This window comes from Allobosea sp. NPDC055353, from assembly GCF_053644975.1.
On record NZ_JBSHMC010000002.1, the window covers coordinates 1048972 to 1068500 of the forward strand.

16 protein-coding genes are annotated in these 19529 nt (G+C 66.7%); 4 read left to right on the forward strand and 12 right to left on the reverse strand.

Going from position 1 to position 19529, the window contains the following annotated elements; genetic code table 11:
* Positions 1-304: 304 nt before the first annotated feature.
* Entirely contained in the window at positions 305-2125 is a 1821-nt protein-coding gene (locus tag ACWIEX_RS18395) for an IlvD/Edd family dehydratase (RefSeq protein ID WP_454034417.1), read from the reverse strand.
* Between the two features lie 257 nt (positions 2126-2382).
* Between ACWIEX_RS18395 and ACWIEX_RS18400 the strand changes: the two genes are divergently transcribed.
* Both ACWIEX_RS18400 and ACWIEX_RS18405 read left to right on the forward strand, forming a co-directional pair.
* Positions 2383-3567 carry a pyridoxal phosphate-dependent aminotransferase gene (locus tag ACWIEX_RS18400; protein ID WP_454034418.1) on the forward strand — a complete coding sequence of 395 codons (1185 nt, stop codon included), beginning with the start codon at positions 2383-2385 and terminating at the stop codon, positions 3565-3567.
* 2 nt (positions 3568-3569) lie between these two features.
* Positions 3570-3902 carry an NIPSNAP family protein gene (locus ACWIEX_RS18405; RefSeq protein ID WP_454034419.1) on the forward strand — a complete coding sequence of 111 codons (333 nt, stop codon included), beginning with the start codon at positions 3570-3572 and terminating at the stop codon, positions 3900-3902.
* 9 nt (positions 3903-3911) lie between these two features.
* Here ACWIEX_RS18405 and ACWIEX_RS18410 read toward each other — a convergent pair whose 3' ends face one another.
* Positions 3912-4724, reverse strand: a complete 813-nt coding sequence (locus ACWIEX_RS18410) for a DUF3108 domain-containing protein (protein ID WP_454034420.1) — start codon at positions 4722-4724, stop codon at positions 3912-3914.
* 287 nt (positions 4725-5011) lie between these two features.
* Here ACWIEX_RS18410 and rpmB point away from each other — a divergent pair, with 287 nt between their 5' ends.
* Entirely contained in the window at positions 5012-5299 is a 288-nt protein-coding gene (rpmB, locus tag ACWIEX_RS18415; protein WP_061970136.1) for a 50S ribosomal protein L28, read from the forward strand.
* Positions 5300-5485: 186 nt separating this feature from the next.
* On the opposite strand, the gene ACWIEX_RS18420 is transcribed toward rpmB, so the two are convergent.
* From ACWIEX_RS18420 to ACWIEX_RS18465, 10 genes are all read right to left on the reverse strand, one after another.
* Entirely contained in the window at positions 5486-6484 is a 999-nt protein-coding gene (locus tag ACWIEX_RS18420; protein ID WP_454034421.1) for an esterase-like activity of phytase family protein, read from the reverse strand.
* Positions 6484-8376 carry a cobaltochelatase subunit CobT gene (cobT, locus tag ACWIEX_RS18425; RefSeq protein WP_454034422.1) on the reverse strand — a complete coding sequence of 631 codons (1893 nt, stop codon included), beginning with the start codon at positions 8374-8376 and terminating at the stop codon, positions 6484-6486. Before cobT ends, ACWIEX_RS18420 begins: the two co-directional genes overlap by 1 nt.
* Positions 8377-8403: 27 nt before the next feature.
* Entirely contained in the window at positions 8404-8754 is a 351-nt protein-coding gene (locus ACWIEX_RS18430) for a GFA family protein (protein ID WP_454034423.1), read from the reverse strand.
* Between the two features lie 15 nt (positions 8755-8769).
* Positions 8770-9753, reverse strand: a complete 984-nt coding sequence (cobS, locus tag ACWIEX_RS18435) for a cobaltochelatase subunit CobS (protein WP_454034424.1) — start codon at positions 9751-9753, stop codon at positions 8770-8772.
* Positions 9754-9905: 152 nt separating this feature from the next.
* A complete protein-coding gene (locus tag ACWIEX_RS18440) occupies positions 9906-11186 on the reverse strand; it encodes a glycosyltransferase family protein (protein WP_454034425.1) in 1281 nt (426 codons plus the stop codon).
* Positions 11183-12433 (reverse strand): glycosyltransferase, encoded by a 1251-nt coding sequence (locus ACWIEX_RS18445; protein WP_454034426.1) that lies wholly within the window; start codon positions 12431-12433, stop codon positions 11183-11185. Before ACWIEX_RS18445 ends, ACWIEX_RS18440 begins: the two co-directional genes overlap by 4 nt.
* Complete coding sequence (locus ACWIEX_RS18450; RefSeq protein ID WP_454034427.1) at positions 12430-13092, reverse strand: class I SAM-dependent methyltransferase; 663 nt, start codon at positions 13090-13092, stop codon at positions 12430-12432. The genes ACWIEX_RS18445 and ACWIEX_RS18450 overlap by 4 nt, the downstream gene beginning before the upstream one ends.
* A 76-nt stretch (positions 13093-13168) precedes the next feature.
* A complete protein-coding gene (locus ACWIEX_RS18455) occupies positions 13169-14977 on the reverse strand; it encodes an adenylate/guanylate cyclase domain-containing protein (protein WP_454034428.1) in 1809 nt (602 codons plus the stop codon).
* Between the two features lie 16 nt (positions 14978-14993).
* Complete coding sequence (locus ACWIEX_RS18460) at positions 14994-15443, reverse strand: Crp/Fnr family transcriptional regulator (protein WP_454034429.1); 450 nt, start codon at positions 15441-15443, stop codon at positions 14994-14996.
* Positions 15440-18196 carry an ABC transporter transmembrane domain-containing protein gene (locus ACWIEX_RS18465; protein WP_454034430.1) on the reverse strand — a complete coding sequence of 919 codons (2757 nt, stop codon included), beginning with the start codon at positions 18194-18196 and terminating at the stop codon, positions 15440-15442. Before ACWIEX_RS18465 ends, ACWIEX_RS18460 begins: the two co-directional genes overlap by 4 nt.
* A 184-nt stretch (positions 18197-18380) precedes the next feature.
* Between ACWIEX_RS18465 and ACWIEX_RS18470 the strand changes: the two genes are divergently transcribed.
* Positions 18381-19406 carry a polysaccharide lyase family 20 protein gene (locus tag ACWIEX_RS18470; protein WP_454034431.1) on the forward strand — a complete coding sequence of 342 codons (1026 nt, stop codon included), beginning with the start codon at positions 18381-18383 and terminating at the stop codon, positions 19404-19406.
* Positions 19407-19529 lie beyond the last annotated feature (123 nt).

Consider the following 19529-nt stretch of genomic DNA (forward strand, 5'->3'; position numbering starts at 1 on the left):
GCCATAGTGTCGAGGGTCGTATCGTTTGTCAGCCCCGTTGGGCGCGCGTCGCGCAGCGAACGCCGATGCGCGGGCGGAATGGCGTGGGGGGAGCGGTGGAGGCGGTGAGCGTCGGCGAGAAGCGGCGCTGCCGTGTGTCATCCCGCACGCGCCGCGGCGCGAAGTGCCGCTGCGCAGATGCGGGATCGTACGAAGCAAGGGCGCCTTTTCCGGGTGACGGTCCCGTGTCTGCGCCGCGGCATTCACATGCCGCAGCGCGCACGGGATGACACCCTTCGAAGCCCAGTCACACGCGGCAACCCGCTCAGTGGTTGTCGCGCGGAATGCCGAACTTCTTGTGGATCTTCTGGTACTTGACCGCCGGCTTGAGGACCATGCCCTCGGAGAGCTCGTCGACGATCTTGCGCTGGATTTCCTGCCAGGGCGTCTGGCTCTTCGGATACTTGTAGCCACCAGCCGCCTTGAACGCCGCCTTGCGCGCGGCCAGCTCCTCATCCGAGATCAGGATGTTGGCGGTGCGCTTCTTCAGGTCGATGCGGACCTTGTCGCCCATCTTGAGCAGCGCGAGCCCGCCGCCCGTCGCCGCTTCCGGCGAGGCGTTGAGGATCGAGGGCGAGCCCGAAGTGCCGGACTGGCGCCCGTCGCCGACGCAGGCGAGCGCCGAGACGCCCTTCTTGATCAGGTAATCCGGCGGCCGCATGTTCACGACCTCGGCCGCGCCGGGATACCCGATCGGCCCGACGCCGCGGATGAACAGGATGCAGTGCTCGTCGATGGCCAGCGCCGGATCGTCGATACGGTGGTGGTAATCCTCCGGCCCGTCGAAGACGATGGCGCGGCCCTCGAAGGCCATCGGGTCCTTCGGGTTCTCCAGATAGCGCTTGCGGAATTCCGGCGTGATCACGCTGGTCTTCATGATCGCGGAATCGAACAGGTTGCCGGAGAGGTTGAGGAAGCCGGACTGGGCCTTCATCGGCTGGTCGTAGCTCTTGATCACCTCACGGGCGATCGAGAAGGCGCCCTTGCAGTTCTCTTCCAGCGTCTTGCCGTTGGCGGTGATCGCGGGCTTGAGCTTGCCCTTCTCGATCAGCTCCGCGATCACGGCGGGCAGGCCGCCGGCGCGATAGTAGTCCTCACCGAGATATTCGCCGGCCGGCTGCAGGTTGACCAGCAGCGGGATGTCGTAGCCGACCTTGGTCCAGTCCTCGTTGTCGAGCTTGACGCCGATATGCTTGGCGATGGCGTTGACATGGACCGGCGCATTGGTCGAGCCGCCGATCGCCGAATTGATGACGATGGTGTTCTCGAACGCCTCGCGCGTCAGGATCTTCGAGGGGATCAGGTTCTCCCAGACCATCTCGACGATGCGCTTGCCGGTGAGATAGGCCATCTCGTAGCGGTCGCGATAGGGCGCGGGGATCGCGGCGGCGCCGGGCAGCGTCATGCCCATGGCCTCGGCCAGCGAGTTCATCGTCGAGGCCGTGCCCATCGTGTTGCAGTGACCCGCGGATGGCGCCGACGAAGCAACCAGATCGACGAAGCCCTTATAGTCGATCTCGCCGGCCGCCATCATCTGGCGCGCCTTCCAGACGATCGTGCCGGAGCCGGTGCGCTCGCCGCGGAAGGAGCCGTTCAGCATCGGCCCGCCCGGCAACGCGATCGCGGGAATATCGACCGTCGCAGCCGCCATGATCTGGGCCGGCGTGGTCTTGTCGCAACCCGTCGTCAGCACGACGCCGTCGAGCGGATAGCCGTAGAGGATCTCGACCAGCGAGAGATATTGCAGGTTGCGGTCGAGCGCCGCGGTCGGCCGCTTGCAGGTTTCCTGGATCGGATGGATCGGGAACTCGAAGGGCACGCCGCCCATCTCGCGGATGCCGTCGCGGACGCGCGAGGCCAGCTCGATATGATGGCGGTTGCACGGCGCGATGTCCGAGCCGGTCTGGGCGATGCCGATGATCGGCCGGCCCGACTGAAGCTCTTCGCGCGACAGGCCGAAATTCATGGTGCGCTCGATATAGAGCGCGGTCATGTCGGCATTGTCGGGATTGTCGAACCACGCCTTCGAGCGCAATTGCTCGGGCTTGATGCGCCGAACGGACTTCTTGCCGGGTGCCTTGGCCATCCTCGTTTCCTCTCGTTCGGCGCGGCGCTGGCGGCCGCTTGCCGATCTCACATTCAAACGATTTGAGACTAGCCATCATGCCGATAGCCTGCGGCTCGGCAAGGCCCAATCTGGCTGATAGTCATACTATTTAATCATGCTGTATGCAGCATGCAACAATTCCGCGATGTGCGGGCGGCGCTTGCCAGCCGCGCCGGTTTGGCGCCAAGAAATGCCGAAGCCGGCCTTCACGCCAACGCTGCCCGAGGAAACGCGCCATGACCCTTCACGTCGTCCCCTCCTTCTCCCGCATCGGCGAGGAGAACGCCTTCGCCGTGCTGGCCCGCGCCACCGAATTGCAGCGACAGGGCAAGGACATCATCAATCTCGGCATCGGCCAGCCGGATTTCTCGACGCCCGACCATATCGTCGAAGCTGCCGTGAAGGCGCTGCGCGACGGCCATCACGGCTATACCCCCGCCAACGGCATCCTGCCGCTGCGCGAGGCCGTCGCCGCCGACCTGCACAAGCGCTTCGCCGTCGATGTCTCGCCCGAGAGCGTGATGATCGTGCCCGGCGGCAAGGTCACCATGTTCATGGCGATCCTGATGTTCGGCGAGCCCGGCGCCGAGATCCTCTATCCGGACCCCGGCTTCCCGATCTATCGCTCGATGATCGAGTACACGGGCGCGACGCCGATCCCGGTGCCGATCCGCGAGGAGAACGGCTTCGCCTTCTCGGCCGAGGAGACGCTGGCGCTGATCACGCCGAAGACCCGGCTGCTGATCATCAATTCGCCGGCGAACCCGACGGGCGGCGTCACGCCCAAAACCGAGATCGACAAGCTCGTCGCCGGTCTCGCCAAATTCCCGGACGTCGCCGTGATGTCCGACGAGATCTACGACCAGATGGTCTATGACGGCGAGAAGCATGTCTGCCTTCTCAGCTATCCGGAAATCCGCGACCGGCTGATCCTGCTCAACGGCTGGTCGAAGACCTATGCCATGACCGGCTGGCGCCTCGGCTATTCGATCTGGCCGAAGCCGCTGCTCGACAATGCCCGAAAGCTGGCGGTGAACTCGCATTCCTGCGTCAACGCCCCCGCGCAATGGGCTGGCCTGGCGGCGCTCACCGGCCCGCAGGACGCGGTGCACATGATGCTGGCCGAGTTCGACCGGCGCCGGAAAGCGGTGGTGAAGGGCCTGAACGGCCTGCCCGGCGTCTCCTGCATCGAGCCCAGGGGCGCGTTCTACGCCTTCCCGAACGTCTCGCAGACCGGCTGGAAGGCGAAGAAGCTGGCCTCGGCCCTGCTGGAGGAAACCGGCGTCGCCACCATCGGCGGCCCCGATTTCGGTGTCCATGGCGAGGGCTATATCCGCCTGTCCTATGCCAACTCGCTGGAGAACATCGAGAAAGCGCTGGAGCGGATGAAGAGCTTCCTCAGCACTGCAAAGGCCGCCTGACCATGGTGACCTGTTACCTGCGCTATGTCATCGATCCCCATAAGCTCGATGCCTTCGAGGCCTATGGCAAGCTCTGGATCCGGCTGGTCGAGAAATTCGGCGGCAAGCACCACGGCTATTTCATGCCGTCGGAAGGCGTCTCGAACGTGGCGCTGGCGATGTTCAGCTTCCCGTCGCTGGCGGCCTATGAGGACTACCGCAAGCGCTCCTTCGACGACCCCGAATGCCAGGCCGCCTTCGCGATGAACGAGAAGGAGCGCTTCATCATCAGCTATGAGCGCTCGTTCTTCCGGCCGGTCTTCGACGATGATCAGGGCGTCAAGCGCGCGCCCTGAGGTCTGACATCAATTCCGCCCGGCGCTGGCGGTCACGCCGGGATCGACCTTGAATCTGGAGGCCTCGATCACGGCCGTGCCGATCATCGTCTTCACGGAGATGCGCACCGGCACCATCACGTCGGTGCCGGCGATCGGCGCGAGCCAGGCCGAGATGTCCCGGTTCTCGGCCATGAACTTGGTGCTGGGCCTGAGCGCGCGGTGGCCGGCGATCGGGACGAAGCGCGCCTGGCAGATCGAGACCGGGCCGCTATAGCCTTCGAGCTTGACGTTGCGGGTGCCGGCGCTCGAGAGCTTGATGTCGTAGCGCGCCGCGCCGTCGAAGATCGGCAGCGTGCGATTGCAGGCAGCGTCCTTGCCCTTGCCGGTGACCGGCATCAGGAAGGCGCTGAGCGGATCGACGATATTGCGCTTGTGGCTCTCGTTGAGCGGCACCCGATCAGGCTTCTCGTCGATCGGCGGCTCGATATCGATGCCGGCGACGGCGCCCTCGGCAAGCGCCATGCGGACGGTCCGGCTCTCGCTGGAATTGGCGGAGCTCACAGCGAAGGTTTTTGGCGCGAGCCTGCCGCCGACGAGCGCACCTGTCGCCGCACCAGAACCGCGCCCGCCCGTGACACCGCCGGCAATTCCCGTGAGCTTGGCGGTGATGTCGAGCTTGTAGCCGGAACCGTCGATGCCGCCGCTCAGGCTCGCCGTGCCCAGAGTGATTCCCAGGAGCGAGACGTCGTAGCGCGCGTCAAGCGAGGCTGCATCGGCGCTCGCGCCCAGACAGGCGGCGAGGACGAGGCCTGCAAGGGACGATGCGGCGGCGGGCTTCATCCACTGTCTCCGGAACGGCGCGATCCTGCGCGGAATGCACTCTGAATCGGCCCGAATCGTGGCCGGCTTACCCTCGTGGCGAAGCAACGACCGATTGAAGCATCGGGCCGCGATCTTTACACCCCGTTAACGCTGAAGGCCATGTGAACGGCAAACCGAGTTTTCCTTGACGCAGGCCGCGCCCTTGGCTATGGAACCGCGACTTCAATTTGACTTCCGGTGCTCGCCGGCACGTCACGTGTCGGTTTTTTTGTTTGAGCGCCCCCGGGAACGTAAGGAACGATATCATGGCCCGCCGTTGCGAACTGACCGGGAAAGCCACCCAGAGCGGCCATCTCGTGAGCCACTCGAACCGCAAGACGAAGACCGTCTTCCGTCCGAACCTCGTGAACGTCACGCTGCAGTCGGACGCGCTCGGCCGTTCGGTGCGCCTGCGGATTTCGGCCAACGCCCTGCGTTCGGTCGAGCATCGCGGCGGCCTCGATGCCTTCCTGATCAAGGCTTCGGCCGGCGACCTCTCGACGGGCGCTGCCACGCTGAAGCGCGACCTCGAGAAGAAGCTCGCCGCCAACTGAGCGGGTTTTAACCCTCGGGTTTGAAGGAAGCGGCCGCGAGGCCGCTTTTTTCGTTTGAGTTAAGCTCACGCCCCACCGTCATTGCGAGCGCAGCGAAGCAATCCAGGGGACCGGCTGAGACGGTTCAACGACCAGTCCCCTGGATTGCTTCGTCGCTTCGCTCCTCGCAATGACGGCTAGCGCGCTCTACTGGACCAGCTCGAACTCCAGCAGAACCGTGCGCTGGAGGAACGAGAAATTGTCGTCCGACATCAGGGTCAGCACCGTCCGCCCCGCCTCCAGATGGACCGACAGTCCTTCCATATTATCGATCTCGAAGCCGAGATCGGCCTCGATCAGGCGCTGACCATCGATCAGCGCCCCCGGCCGGATATCGCGCCCAGCGATTCGCCTGATCCGCATGCCGACGCCGCGCAGCGGCTGGTACCAGCGCTCCAGCACCAGCATGTCGCCTGACGGCAGGAAGGCGAGATCGGTGATGTCGTAGCCGTCATGCCGGACGAGCTTGAACAGGCCGGGCTGCGGGTTGCCGAGGATCGCGCCGAGCGTCGGCTCGTCCTCCTTGCCCGCACGCTCGGCGATGGCGATGAGCGCGCCCTTCAAGGGCCCTGCGGGCACGACGCCGAGCGCCTCCAGCCCGCGATTGCGCGGCAGGCGCTTGAACTCGCGCGGCACCGGCACCGGTCGCGCCCGCGCCTCGACGCCATCACGCGCCCAGTCGAAGCGGGCGATCTCGTGCTTGCGCTCGATCCCGACATAAGCCGCGCCGTCATGGATGCAGAGGCTCTCGGTATCGTAGAGTCCAGAGCGGGTCAGCGGCCGGCCGGAGCTGCCAAGAACCGCCGCCATCTCGACATCCTCAAGCCCGGTGAGCTTGCCGCCGTTGGATGTGACCTTGGCCGTCAGCCAATAGCCGCGATCCGTCACAGCGACGAGATCGCGCCCACCATTCAGTCGCGCCAGCCCCGAAAAACCACCGAATCGCGGATGGCCGGACGACAGTACGAGTCCGCTGCGGAATTGCAGCGCGCCGAAGCGGCGCTGCTCCGGCCGGCGCGGTTCGAAGGCCATGATCGGCCGTGCCGAAATCCCGACAGGGAAGCGAGTCTGCTCGATCGCCTGCGCGGCACCAGGCAGCGCCAGCGCACCGAGACCTGCCAGCGCGGCGCGGCGCGTGAGACGCATCAGTGCCCGCGGCGCTGGGAACCGGACCCGGCAGGGCCGTCCTCTTCGAACAGCTCGGCGAGCTTCTCGGTCATGACGCCGCCCAGCTCCTCGGCATCGACGATGGTGACGGCGCGGCGGTAATAGCGCGTCACATCGTGGCCGATGCCGATGGCGATGAGCTCGACCGGCGAGCGCGTCTCGATCTCGGCGATGACATGGCGCAGATGCCGCTCGAGATAATTGCCGGCATTGACCGAGAGGGTGGAATCGTCGACCGGCGCGCCGTCCGAGATCACCATCAGGATCTTGCGCTGCTCGGAGCGGCCGAGCAGGCGCTTATGCGCCCAGTCCAGCGCCTCGCCGTCGATATTCTCCTTGAGCAGCCCCTCGCGCATCATCAGCCCGAGATTCTTGCGCGCGCGCCGCCACGGAGCATCCGCCGCCTTGTAGATGATGTGGCGGAGATCGTTCAGGCGGCCGGGATTGGCCGGCTTGCCCGATTGCAGCCAGGCCTCACGCGACAGCCCGCCCTTCCAGGCGCGCGTGGTGAAGCCGAGCAGTTCGACCTTGACGCCGCAGCGCTCCAGCGTCCGGGCCAGGATGTCGGCACAGGTCGCCGCGACCGTGATCGGCCGGCCGCGCATCGAGCCGGAATTGTCGATCAGCAGGGTGACGACCGTGTCACGGAAATTCGTGTCCGATTCCTGCCGGAACGAGAGCGGCTGGAACGGATCGAGGATGATGCGCGGCAGGCGGGCCGGATCGAGCGCCCCCTCCTCCAGGTCGAACTGCCAGGTGCGGTTCTGCTGCGCCATCAGGCGCCGCTGCAGGCGGTTGGCGAGGCGCGCGACCACGCCCTGGAGATGGGCGAGCTGCTTGTCGAGATAGGCACGCAGGCGCGTCAATTCCTCGGCGTCGCAAAGCTCCTCTGCCGTGACGACCTCGTCGAACTTCTGGGTATAGGCCTTGTAGTCGGTCTGCGGGCGTTCGTTGCCCCGGCTTTCGCGCGGGCGCGGCGCCTCGCCGGCTTCCTCGGATTCGGAGCTCTCGTCCTCCTCGTCCCAGTCGCCGGCCGGCGCGTCGGTCGCCTCGGAGGCCCCCTCCTGCAGTTCCTCGGTCGCGTCCTCGCTGACCTCGACCTCGGAGCGGTCGGCGCCGCTCTCCTGCTCGGATTCGCCTTCCTGCTGCTGCTGGTCCTCGGAGGACTGGTCCTGGTTGTCCTCGTCCTCGTCCTGCTCGTCGCCCTGCGCGGTCTGCTCGGCCATGTCGAGCGCCGCCAGCATGTCGCGCACCGTGCGGGCGAAGCCGCGCTGGTCCTCGATCGTCTTCGTCAGCCTGTCGAGGTCGCCGCCGGCCTTGGCCTCGATCTGCTCGCGCCAGAGCTCGACGACCTTCTCGGCCGCCTTCGGCGGCTTCAGGCCGGTCAGGCGCTCGCGCACCATCAGGGCGAGCGCATCCTCCAGCGGCGCGTCGGCCCGGTCGGTGATCTCCTCGTAGCGACCGCCGCGGTGGTAGCGGTCCTCCAGCATCGCGGAGATGTTGCCGGCCATGCCTGACATCCGCCGCGCGCCGATCGATTCGACGCGCGCCTGCTCGACGGCATCGAACACGGCACGGGCCGCATCGCCTTCCGGCGCGGCGCGGCGGTGGATCGCGGCATCATGGCAGGCAAGCCGAAGCGCCATCGAATCGGCATGGCCGCGCAGGATCGCGACATCGCCGGGGCTGAGCTTGCGCGGCGGCTCGGGCAGGCGGGCCCGCTCGCCGACGAGGGACGGCTTGTCGGCGGCGAAGACGATTTCCATCTCCGGCTTGCGCGCGATCGCCTTCATCGCGCCGGAGATCGCCCGCTTCAGCGGCTCGGCCGGAGCCTCCTTCGGCGTTCCTGGCTTGCGGTTCGAGATGGACAAGACTGGGCCGTCCTCTGGCTTCAAAGATTAGCGCGACCGCCCGTCGTACTGCGTCGGCGACAATTCGGTCGGCTCGACGCCGGCAAGGCAGCGCACATTGACCGCGACCATCGGCGTGCCATCGGGTCCGTTCGCCCTAGCGAAGGATTCGATGCCGCAGGTCTCGCAGAAGAGATGCTGGATCTTCTGCGTGTGGAAGCGGTACTCGGTCAGCGCATCCTCGCCCTTGGTGAGGGTGAAGGCGCTGGCGGGCGAGAACGCGAGAATCGAGCCGCGGCGTTGGCAGTAGGAGCAGTTGCAGGTGATCGTCTGCCCGAGATCGGCTTCGACCTCGTAGGCGACTCGCCCGCAGTGGCAGCTTCCCTGATACTGCGCCATGGCTCGTGTCCTCCGTTAGCTGAGCACCACGTTCGCGGCGCTTTCCGGCAGTTCCTTGCCGAAGGAGCGCTGGAAGAACTCGGCCACCAGCGTGCGCTCCATCTCGTCGCACTTGTTCAGGAAGGTGACGCGGAAGGCGAAGCCGATATCGCCGAAGATCGCCGCGTTCTCGGCCCAGGTGATGACCGTACGCGGGCTCATCACGGTCGAGAGATCGCCGTTCATGAAGGCGTTGCGGGTGAGATCGGCGACGCGGACCATCTTGTTGATGACGTCCTTGCCGTCCGGCGTGCTCTGGTAGTGCTTCGACTTCGCCAGCACGATCGAGACCTCGTTGTCATGCGGCAGGTAGTTCAGCGTGGTGACGATCGACCAGCGGTCCATCTGGCCCTGGTTGATCTGCTGGGTGCCGTGATAGAGGCCGGACGTGTCGCCGAGGCCGACCGTGTTGGCGGTGGCGAACAGGCGGAAGGCGCCGTGCGGGCGGATGACGCGCTTCTGGTCGAGCAGCGTCAGCTTGCCGGACTGCTCCAGCACGCGCTGGATCACGAACATCACGTCCGGGCGGCCGGCATCGTATTCGTCGAAGACGAGCGCGATGTTGTTCTGCAGCGCCCAGGGCAGGATGCCGTCCTGGAATTCGGTGATCTGCTTGCCTTCCTTCAGCACGATCGCGTCCTTGCCGACGAGGTCGAGGCGCGAGACATGGCTGTCCAGGTTGACGCGGACGCAGGGCCAGTTGAGGCGGGCGGCGACCTGCTCGATATGGGTCGACTTGCCGGTGCCGTGATAGCCCGAGATCATGACGCGGCGGTTATGCGCGAAGCCGGCGAGGATTGCGATCGTGGTGTCGCGGTCGAATCGGTAATCCGGATCGAAGTCCGGCACGTGTGGATCGGCTGCGGAAAAGGCCGGCACCTCGAGATCGGAATCGATCCCGAAGGTCTCGCGCACCGACAGCTTGATGTCGGGCAGGCCGGGCGCAGTCGTCGTCGTCATCATCTTGTCTCCAGGCAAAGGGCCATGACCGGAATTCGCCGGTTAACCCAGAGCCGACCGAGAAGGGAGGCGGATCGTCCCTCATTAGAGCGAAAGACCGGAGGCGGCAATTCGCAAAGCTGCACCCCGGCCCTCGCAAAGGGCATGCCGGCTCAGTGTCGGGCGCGGCCGGCGGCGTCAGTGAGAAGCTCTCTCACGATCGCAGCCGAGCGGGCTGCGCCGTCCCGGTCGATCGGCAGGCCCGGAGGCTGGGCTCCCATGGCTTCATCGACGGCATCCGCCAGAGCCACCGCGTCCGCGACGAAATCACCGGAGAGCGGGAAGCAGCGCGCCAGCCCCGCCCGCTCCATCGCCTCGGCCCTGATCGTCTGCTCGGTCTCGTTGCCGGCATCGAAGGGCACGACGATCGCCGGCCGCCCGGCCGCGACGAGATCGAGCACGGTATTGTAGCCCGCCTGGCTGATCGACACGGCGCAGCCTGCGAGCAGAGCCGGGAAATCCGGCCGCGCCCGCTCAATCACGACTTTTTCAGGGGCTTCGGCAGCAAGCAGCGCAAAATCGCTATCCGCGATGCCGCGCCCGGCGAGAAGCCGCCAGCGGCGTCCCGAACGGTCGAGACGCGCCGCAGCGACTGCAGTGGCGAAAAGCGGCAGGGCAGCGGCCGAGCCGCCGCCCGAGACGATGACCTCGCCCACCCCACCCGAGCCCTCATCCTGAGGAGCCTTTCCGTCTGGAATGGCGCCTCGAAGGATACTCCCGGAGGCTCCGGAGATATCTGGAACATCCTTCGAGACGGCCCTACGGGCCTCAGGATGAGGGCTGCGGGTTTCCGATGTCCTGTCCGTATCCAGATAGCCGGTATAGCGCAGCTTCGTCGCCAGCCTCTCCCCCACCGGCCATGACCGGTCAAGCGGCAGGAAACCGGCATCGCCATGGACCAGAACCGCGTCGAACAGCCCGGCGATCCGTTCCTCGGCTTCGACGATCCGGTCAGGCCGCGGCGTCACCAGCACGTCGCGCACCGAGGACAGCACGAGCGTCTCGGGCCGTGCCGCCTTCGCTGTAGCGATCAGCGCAAGAAATTCCTCGGCCAATTGCCGTCGGCCGAAGGGGAAATGCTCGACGATCACGACATCGGGTCGCAGCCGCGCAGCCAGCTCTTCGAGCATGGCGATGCGGGCGGCCTTGCGCTCCGGCTCGATCGGCTGGCCGGCCTCGCCCAGCAGTGTGCGGAAATCGGTGCCTTCGGTCCTGATCGGCGGCAATTGCACGAAGGCGAAAGGCTCGCCCTCCATCGCGCGCAACGGCATGCCCCCGCTGGCAAGCGTCACGGAGAAACCGGTCCGCGCCAGCGCCCGTGCCAGATTCGCCGCCCGGACCAGATGGCCGCTGCCGAGCAGATGCGTCACCGCGATCAGGACGGAAGCGCTCATGCCCCCTCACGCGCCGAGCGCTTCAGCATTGCTGCGACCCGGTCGAGCCCCGCCTGCGCAGAAAAGGCTCCCGTCAGCCGCGCATAGGCTGCCTCGCCCAGCACAGCGCGCTCTTCGGGCGCGCCGGCCAGTTGATCGAGCGCAGCAGCCAAGGCGCCGACATCGCCCGGCGGCACCAACAGGCCTTCAACACTGTCGCGCACGAATTCCGGTATCCCCGCGAAATCGGTCGCGACGATCGGCAGGCCCTGGCTCGCGGCCTCCATCACCACATTGGGCAGACCGTCGCGGTCGCCATCGCCCGCCTCCTTCGAGGGCAGCACGAAGAGATCGGCGGCCCGCAGCGCAGCAATGACCTCGTCCTGTGCCTTCGGTCCGGCCCAGGCGATCCGGTCATCGATCCCGAGCGCCTGCGCCTGCGCCTGCAAGGCCTTCAGCTTCTCCCCGCCGCCGATATGCGTCAGGCGCCAGTTCAGCGTGTTGGGCAGCTTGGCCAGCGCGTCCAGCAGGTCGTCAAAACCCTTCTTCGCCACCGCCCTTCCGATGGTGACGAAGCGCACGGGATCGGCCGGGTCCGAACCGTCCCGTGTCGCTCGCGGGCCGGGCGCGGGAAAGCGTGCGAGTTCAAGCCCGTGATAAAGCAACGCGACCTTGTCGGGCCGGTCGGACAGACGTTCCAGCTCGCGATGCCCGTCGCGGGTGCAGGTAACGCCCCAGGAGGCGGAGGCGATCTTCTCGCGCTTTTCCCAGTCTGCCGTCGTCCAGATGTCCTTGGCATGGGCCGAGAACGACCATGTCAGGCCACCGAGCAAGGCGGCATAGCGGATCACGGAAGCCGGCGTGTGCAGGTAATGCACATGCAGGTGCCGGATATCATCAGGCAGTTCGCGCGCCATCACGCAGGCCTGCCCGAAGCGGCGCCAGCGATTGCGCGTCCGGTCCCGGACGAGATCGCGCAGGAAGACCGGCAGCAGTCGCAGCAGGCCCGGCCTCAGCAACGCAGCGAGCAGGCCGCGCGCCACGCGTCCCGGCTCGTCGTGCAGATATTCCGGCAGGTAGCGCACAGGCGCCGTGATCTGATGGTGCATCAGATGCTTCGCCGCATCGGTCGGATGGCGCAGCGACCAGATCTCGAAGGCCAAGCCGCGCTGCTGCAAGCCCAGCAGTTCCTGCGCGATGAAGGTTTCCGACAGGCGCGGATAGCCCTTCATCGCCACCGCGATGCGCGGCGCCTTGCCCGCTGTCATCGCCGCCCGATCAGCATGAAGCGCGTATAGTTCTTGGTCGGCCGTGCTCCGGCAAACCAGACCTCAGACAGCCCCGCCTGCTCGCGGAAGGCATCGAGCGAGGGCACGCAGCTCCGATGGTCCGGCTCGCGAAAATAATCGTTGGACTGCAGCACCAGCGGCAGGCCTTGCGGCAGGGTCGCGATCCAGCCCGGCACGTCGTCGAGATGTTCGCAGCTCGTGTTGATGACGAGCCCCGGCACCGGCGACTGCGCCGCGAAATCCATTGCCATCATGTCGGCCGTCATCGCCCGGAACCGCCCCGCCTGAACATGGCGATGGTTGAGGATCTCCGCGATCGGCGCGCAGGTCGGATCGATGTCGAGGCTGACGATCCCGGGAATCGCGAGCCGTTCATCGTCGAGCAGCAACGCTCCGAGCACGCCATACCAGGCGCCGAGCACCCAGACCGGCCCCTCGGGCTTCGGATGGGTTTCGGCCAAGGCCTCGACAAGCCATTTCTTCGAGGCGATCTGCTTGTGGTTGCAGGCGATCGACAGGTCCGGCGGCGCGCCCTTGCCGTAGAGCCGTGCGATATCGGCCACGACGCGGTTGCCCGAAAGCGCCGCCATGCCGCGCAGCAGGTCGTGGAAAGCCTCTTGGGGCGGTTCGGGCGTCATGGGTCGGTCGTCATCCGGAAAAACCGGCGGACCATAGACATGCGCGCCCGCAAAAAACCAGCCGCCCGCGCAAGGGTCAGCCCTTTTCGCCTGTCTCGCCTTGCTCCGGCACCACCTCTGCCGACGTGGTCGCCTCGCCGCCGGCCACCACGGGCACCGGCACCGCCACGTCCTCGCGCTTGCGACGGGCGATTTCCGGCGCGCTGGCGAAGCCATAGGCGGTCAACGGCTTCTCGCGCCCCTTGATCGCGATCTTCAGCGTTGTCGTGCCGGCATAGCTGCGCCCGCTCGCCCGGATCGTATCCTCGGAGACGACGACATCGGCCAGCACGCGCCGCGTCGCCGATTCGAGCTGGCTGGCGACCATCACGGTCTCGCCGACCGTGATCTCGCGCCGGCCAAGATTGTCGTTCTCGACCGCACCGGTAATCGCGTCGCCGGTATGGATGCCGATGCCGATCCGGAGCGGCAAAGGCAGCGCCGCGCCATATTCGCGGTTGAGCGCATCGACCGCGCGCACGATGTCGCCGGCAGCCGCGATCGCGGCTTGTGCCCCGCGGGCCGGCGGGCCTTCGAGGCCGAACACCGCCATGAAGCCGTCGCCATAGAAGGCATCGATCCGCCCTTCATGCGCGGTGATCGCCTGCCCCATCTCGTCGAAGAAGCGGTTGAGCAGGCCGATCAGCTCGCGCGGCAATTGCCGCGCCGACAGCGCCGAGAACGCCCTGAGATCGGCCACCACCACGGTCAGGCCGCGCTTGCCCGCGGCATCGTCGATCTCGAACGGGCGCGCCGCGCCGGCATTCAATCGCGACGCCAGCAGGATCTGCACCTGCAGGTCGTCGCGCGGCCTGATCTGGCAAGCCAGCCGGACACCGTCCGGCGCCGATATCCGCCGCAGCAGCCTGGCCTCGTTCGGGCCGGGCCTCGGCAGCTTGTCGTTGCCGTCCATCACCAGCACGCGGCAGGTGGCGCAGCGCGCCCGCCCGCCGCAGAGCGCGGCATGGGGAATGCCGAAGCGCCGGAACATCTCCAGCACGGTCGGCCCCGGTGCCAGCCTGCGCGTGCCGTGGCCGACGAAGCGCACCGTGATCTGGCGCGTCGTCCGGACCCTGATCTCGCGAATGCCGACGAACAGCAGGAATGAGGCGACGAGGCCGTAGAAGGCGCCTTTGCCCCACATCACGTCGCGGGCGAACATCGCCGCCTGCGCATCGCTGACGAGCTCGGCCGGCATCGCCATCTGCTCGGCCTCCCGCGCCCCAACGGAGAAGCCGATGATGGCCAGGAGCGGGATCAGGATCGCCGCCAGCAGGAAGGGGTCGCGCCAATGGCGATAGCTGTCGCGGGCGCGCAGCATGAAATGGATGCCGATGATGCCATGCGTCCAGACCAGCAGCAGCAGCAGCGACTGCGTCAGCGCGAGCCCCGGCCAGAGCCGGCGCAGGACGGAGCGATAGCTCTCGTCGACGCCGAAATAGATGCCCATCACCCGCGTGCTGATGATGTGGTCGACCAGCAGCAGCGGAATGGCGAGGCCGAGCGCTATCTGCAGCATTTCGCGCAGAGGCATCTTGAAGGTGCGCCGCTGCACCACCCTGAGCAGCGCGAAGACCGGATGGACGATCAGCGCGCCATAGAGCGCGGCCGTCCCGACCCAGGAATGCCAGAAGCCATAGCGCCAGTCCTGGACCTTCTCCATGGCGTCGACGCCGAGGATGCCGACGGCATGGTTCAGGAAATGGGTCGTGGCGAAGGTGAGCAGGATCAGCCCGGAGACGAACCGGATGTCCCGGCTCCAGGACGAGACCTGGTCCATGCTCGCACCCATGCCGCCGCGGGTCGGGCCCGTGCGGTTCGTGCCTGCGGCTTGCGGCCGGTTCATGCGCTGATGGACCTCGTCAGACGGTTTCGTGCTCACGCAGCAGCACGGATGCGAGCCGGTGGACCCGGCCGGCCAGATCCCGGCAGACAGCGAGGCTGAACTCAGGCACGGTGTGGAGCAGTTCGAAGAACAGATCCTTCGGAATCCGCAGCGCCAGCACCCGCGACTTCGCGCGGATGGTGGCGATGAAGGGCTGGCCGCTCAACAGGGACACGTCACCGGTGATGCTGCCGGTGTCCTTGACGAAGCTCCGCTCCTCGCCGCTCTCGCCTGGATGCAGGATTTCGACCTCGCCCTCCAGGATGACGTAGACGCCCTCGAGCTTCTCCTGCGGGCTGATCAGGACGGCGCCGGGCTCGAACTGCAGCCGCTCGCCCATCAACGCAACGAGCTTGAGCCGCGATGCCGGCATATCCTGGAACAGCGGCAGGCAACGCAGGCAGCCGATATCGGTTTCCAGACTCATGACCGCGCCTCCATTCGCCCAGTGTTCTCGTGCCCAGTGTTCTCGCGCCCGGTGCTTTCGAAGCGCGACGCCCGATCGTTGGCCGCATCGGGCGTCCCCGGCGCCTCGACCGTCGCCGTCGCTCCGTGGAACAGCACCCGCAGCGTGACCTCTCCCGCAAGGTTAGCATCTCCGACCAGAAGAAACAGCGTCATGCCCGCGCAATAGCTGTGCAGCCGGGCGACGATCTCCTGCGGCTCGTCCGAAATCGCAAGCAGGGCCGAGATGTCGAGCACCGCGATCTGCGGCGCCTTGACCAGCGCCTGGACCAGCGGCACGGCCTGCCGCAGCCGAGCCGGCAGGAAGCGCCCGCGGATGCCGCTCTCGGTATCGAGGCCGAGCCGGTAGAGCGCCTCGCCCAGCCCCGAGCGGGCAAGCGCCTGCAGCACGATCTCGCCGACCTTGCGGGCGGCATCGGGCACGCCGTAGCCGATCCGCCCGAACATCAGGTTGTCGCGCACGCTGGCGCCGACCATCACCTTGTCGGGGTCGTAGAAATCGACATCCTCGACCGCATCGGCCGGCAGGTGCTTGCGGAAGCTTTCCCGCGCCCGCAGGATGCGTCGCTCGAGGCGCGCATCGATCAGGTTCAGCCTGTGCTTGGGCTCGATATAGCCGAGCGCCAGCGCGACGAGATCGCGCTCGGTCTCCTGGTCGAGCGGGTTGCGCATGTCGTGCTTGGCCAGCAGCGCAGCCAACTCGTTCAGGCGCTCGAACTCGAAATTGGCGCCGAAGGAATAGCGCTCGAACAGCGCATGGCCCTGCGGCAGGCCGGCGAAGATTTCGACCACGGTCGCGACGATGCGCGCGCCCATCTCGGCCAGCGGCTCGACCAGCGCCTCCGCCTTCAGGATCGACTGGGCATAGGGCTCGAACAGCAGGGTCGTGCTGTCGAAGCGCGTGCTCGTCCGCGTGCCGAAGATCAGGTTCTCGACGATCGGGGCGTTGCGGTTGTAGCGGTCGAGGACGAAAGGCTCGATCAGATCGCCCTGCCTGATCCGTGTCAGCTCGGCCGCGACCACGCGCCGGGCCGCGATGATGCGCTCGATCGCCTGTTCGCTGACCGGGCGCATCACCTTGCCGCCGAGGCCGAGCTCGTAGACTTCCTGCGTGCAGCCGAAGACGTCGAGCAGTTCGTGGATACGCGCGGCGAGTTCGGCGGTGTCGGTGACGCCGACCCCGGCATAGTCGGTCCAGTCAGCCTCGAACGGGAAGGGCGAGTTGCCCGAGCGGATCGCCTCGACGAAGCGGCGATGCTCCGGTGCGGAGACCGCGCCGCCGGCCTTGAGGTCCGGGCGCCGGCGCCGCAGCGGCAGCAGGATGTTATCGCGCATCGAGCCGGCGATGATCTCGGGCTCGTCGCCGGAATAGCCGATGAGGTGGCTCGCCCGCTCGACCGACATGCCCGCGAGCGGCTCGCCGTCGATCAGCACACGGCCGGTATAGCTCGTCGCCTGCCGGCCGAGGATCCGGCCGAGCACGTCCTTGCCACCGCCATGCGGGCCGATAACCGCCACCAGGCCCGGCCGCGCCAGGCTGAACGAGAGGGGGGTCAGGAGCGGCTGGCCGCGATTGTCGAGCATCTGCACGGATTCGAGCCGGATCTCGCCCTTTTCCGGCAGAGCCACGACCCCGTTCTCCTCGTCGAGGACGAGCGTCTCGTCGCTGTTGAACTGCGAGATCACCTGATCGTACTTGATCGTCACGTCGTTGCGCTGCTGGTCCCAGTCGATCAGCTCCTTGACCGGCGGCGGCAGGTCGCGATAGGCGGCGATCACCGCGACGAGCTGGCCGATATCGAGCCGCCCCTGCAGCGCGAAGAAGCCACCGATCGCGTAGAAGAAGAACGGCGTGATCTGGGCCAGCAGGTTGTTGAGGAACTTGACCGCGAATTTCCGCTTGTAGAGCGCATAGCGGATGTCGAAGAGCCGCCCGAGACGCCCGGCGATGTCGGACTGGACATAGGCCGTCGCGCCATGGCCCTGGATCATCGGCCCGGCATCGACGATCTCGCCGATGCGGCCTGCGAGCTGGCGCGAGGCGATCTGGCGCTCGCGGCCGAGCCTGAGCTGCTCACGCCGCAGGATCGGGATGATGATCGCCTGCACCAGCACGATCAGCAGCGCGATCGAGCCCAGCCAGAAACTCTGCGCCATGATGAAGATCAGCGCCGTCAGCGCCTGGCTGAGCAGGAAGACCGGCTGGATGAAGGCATCGCCGACGAAGCCGCCGACGGGCTCGACCTCGTCCTTGATCATGCTGGCGATCTCGGCCGGCTTGACCGCGCGGATCTCCTCCGGCCGGAAGCGCATCAGCTGGCTGAACAGGTCGTAGCGCATGCGCCTGAGCATGCGCTCGCCGAGGATGCCCTTGCGCACGTTGATGACGTATTTGAAGGCGCCGTTGATCAGGACCAGCAGCAGGAAATAAGTGCTGAGGCCAACGAGCAGGCCATACTGGCCGACCTGGATGCCCTCCGACAGCCTGTAGCTCGCCCCGCCCAGCCAGGACGGCAGGTGCAGGGTGAAGTCCATCAGCGTCGCGGTGGTCTTACCGTCCTTGAAGGCGCCGCCCTGGATCGCATCGTTGACGATGCGCTTGGGCACGTCGAAGGAGGCCCAGTTGAACGGAATCGAGACAAGGATGATCAGCAGGACGACGATCTGCTCGGCCCGGCTCTTCTGCCAGATGTAACGGAAGAGATTGGACTCCAAAGGGCAACCCTGTACCGAAGCGCCCGCGGCGCAAGCTCGAACGGGTCCGGCGGGCCCGAAGCGACCATATGTGGTGAGGTTGCGGCCGAGTGCAATGCGCGCCACGCTGCGGCCATGCCGGCATTGCAGAGCGGAAGCGGCATCCATCGTCGGGGGTAGCGTGAAAAGGACAGTTGCGTCGGGAATGCTGTGCTGCGCGGCCGCGGTCGCTCTCGTCGGCCTATTCGTCGTCCCGGCCCGAGCCGACCCCGCCCAGCGCATCCTGCACGACGGCTTCGAACAGGGCGGTTTCGCCCCCGAAGGCGGGCTATTCTACAAGGACAATCCCGAGCAGCGCTCCGGCCGCGCGATTTTCGGCGATGCCGCGCCCTATAGTGGCGCCGGCGCCCTGACCCTGATCGCGACACCGTCCTGTCTTCCACGCGCGATCGGCTGCAGCGAGCGGGCCGAGGTCTGGGAGCGCCCGGAGGTGCTCGTCCCTTTCCACAGCGCGGTCTGGTACGGCTTTGCGCTGCGCCTCAACGATCCGCTCGCCCAGGATGATCGCAGATATGTGATCGCCCAGTGGAAGCGCGAGATCCTGCCCGAGGCCGTCGGCGACTATTCGCCGTTCCTGGCGCTGCGGCTCTATCGCGGCCGCCTCGGCATCACCGTCGAGACCGACCTGATTCCCTCCTACCCGATCGGCGGCAGCGAGCGCCCTCACGGCTGCCTCCCGGGCGAGGCGCTCGTGCTGAGCCGCCCCGATGCACAACAGACCCGCGCGCTCGTCGCGATGGAGAGCGGCACGACCACAGAGAATTACCCGCGCTATTTCAACGCCTGCGCGCCTGGAATCCGGGTCACGCCGCATGCTGACCTGCCCTCCGCGCAGAAGGGCTGGATCGATTTCGTCGTCCGTTCCCAACCCGGCCCCGATGGCGAAGGCCATGTCGAAATCCTTGCCGACGGCGTCCATATCGTGACCGTCGAGGGCCATATCGGGCATAGCGGCCCGGGGCTCGACGACAACCAGTATTTCAAGATGGGCCCCTATCGCGCCCCGGCCCCGCTACCCTGGAGCATCAGCTACGACGACTTCCGGCGCGGCCCCCGTTGCAGCGATGTCATCCGCATCGGGCAATGCCCGCCGGAACCGCAAGCGTCGAAAGCGATTGGCAAGTTACCGCTTTCGACGTCTAGTGACGTGAGGAAAGGCGGAGAGCGCTAGAGGCTGTTATGGACTGTGGAAACGATCTGATGAGGTCAAAACGACGGAGATGGGAGGAGCATCGCGCCGCCGATACTTCGGTATCGGCAAGCGGTGCGACGCTGCAGCTCCGTCGTTTTGACC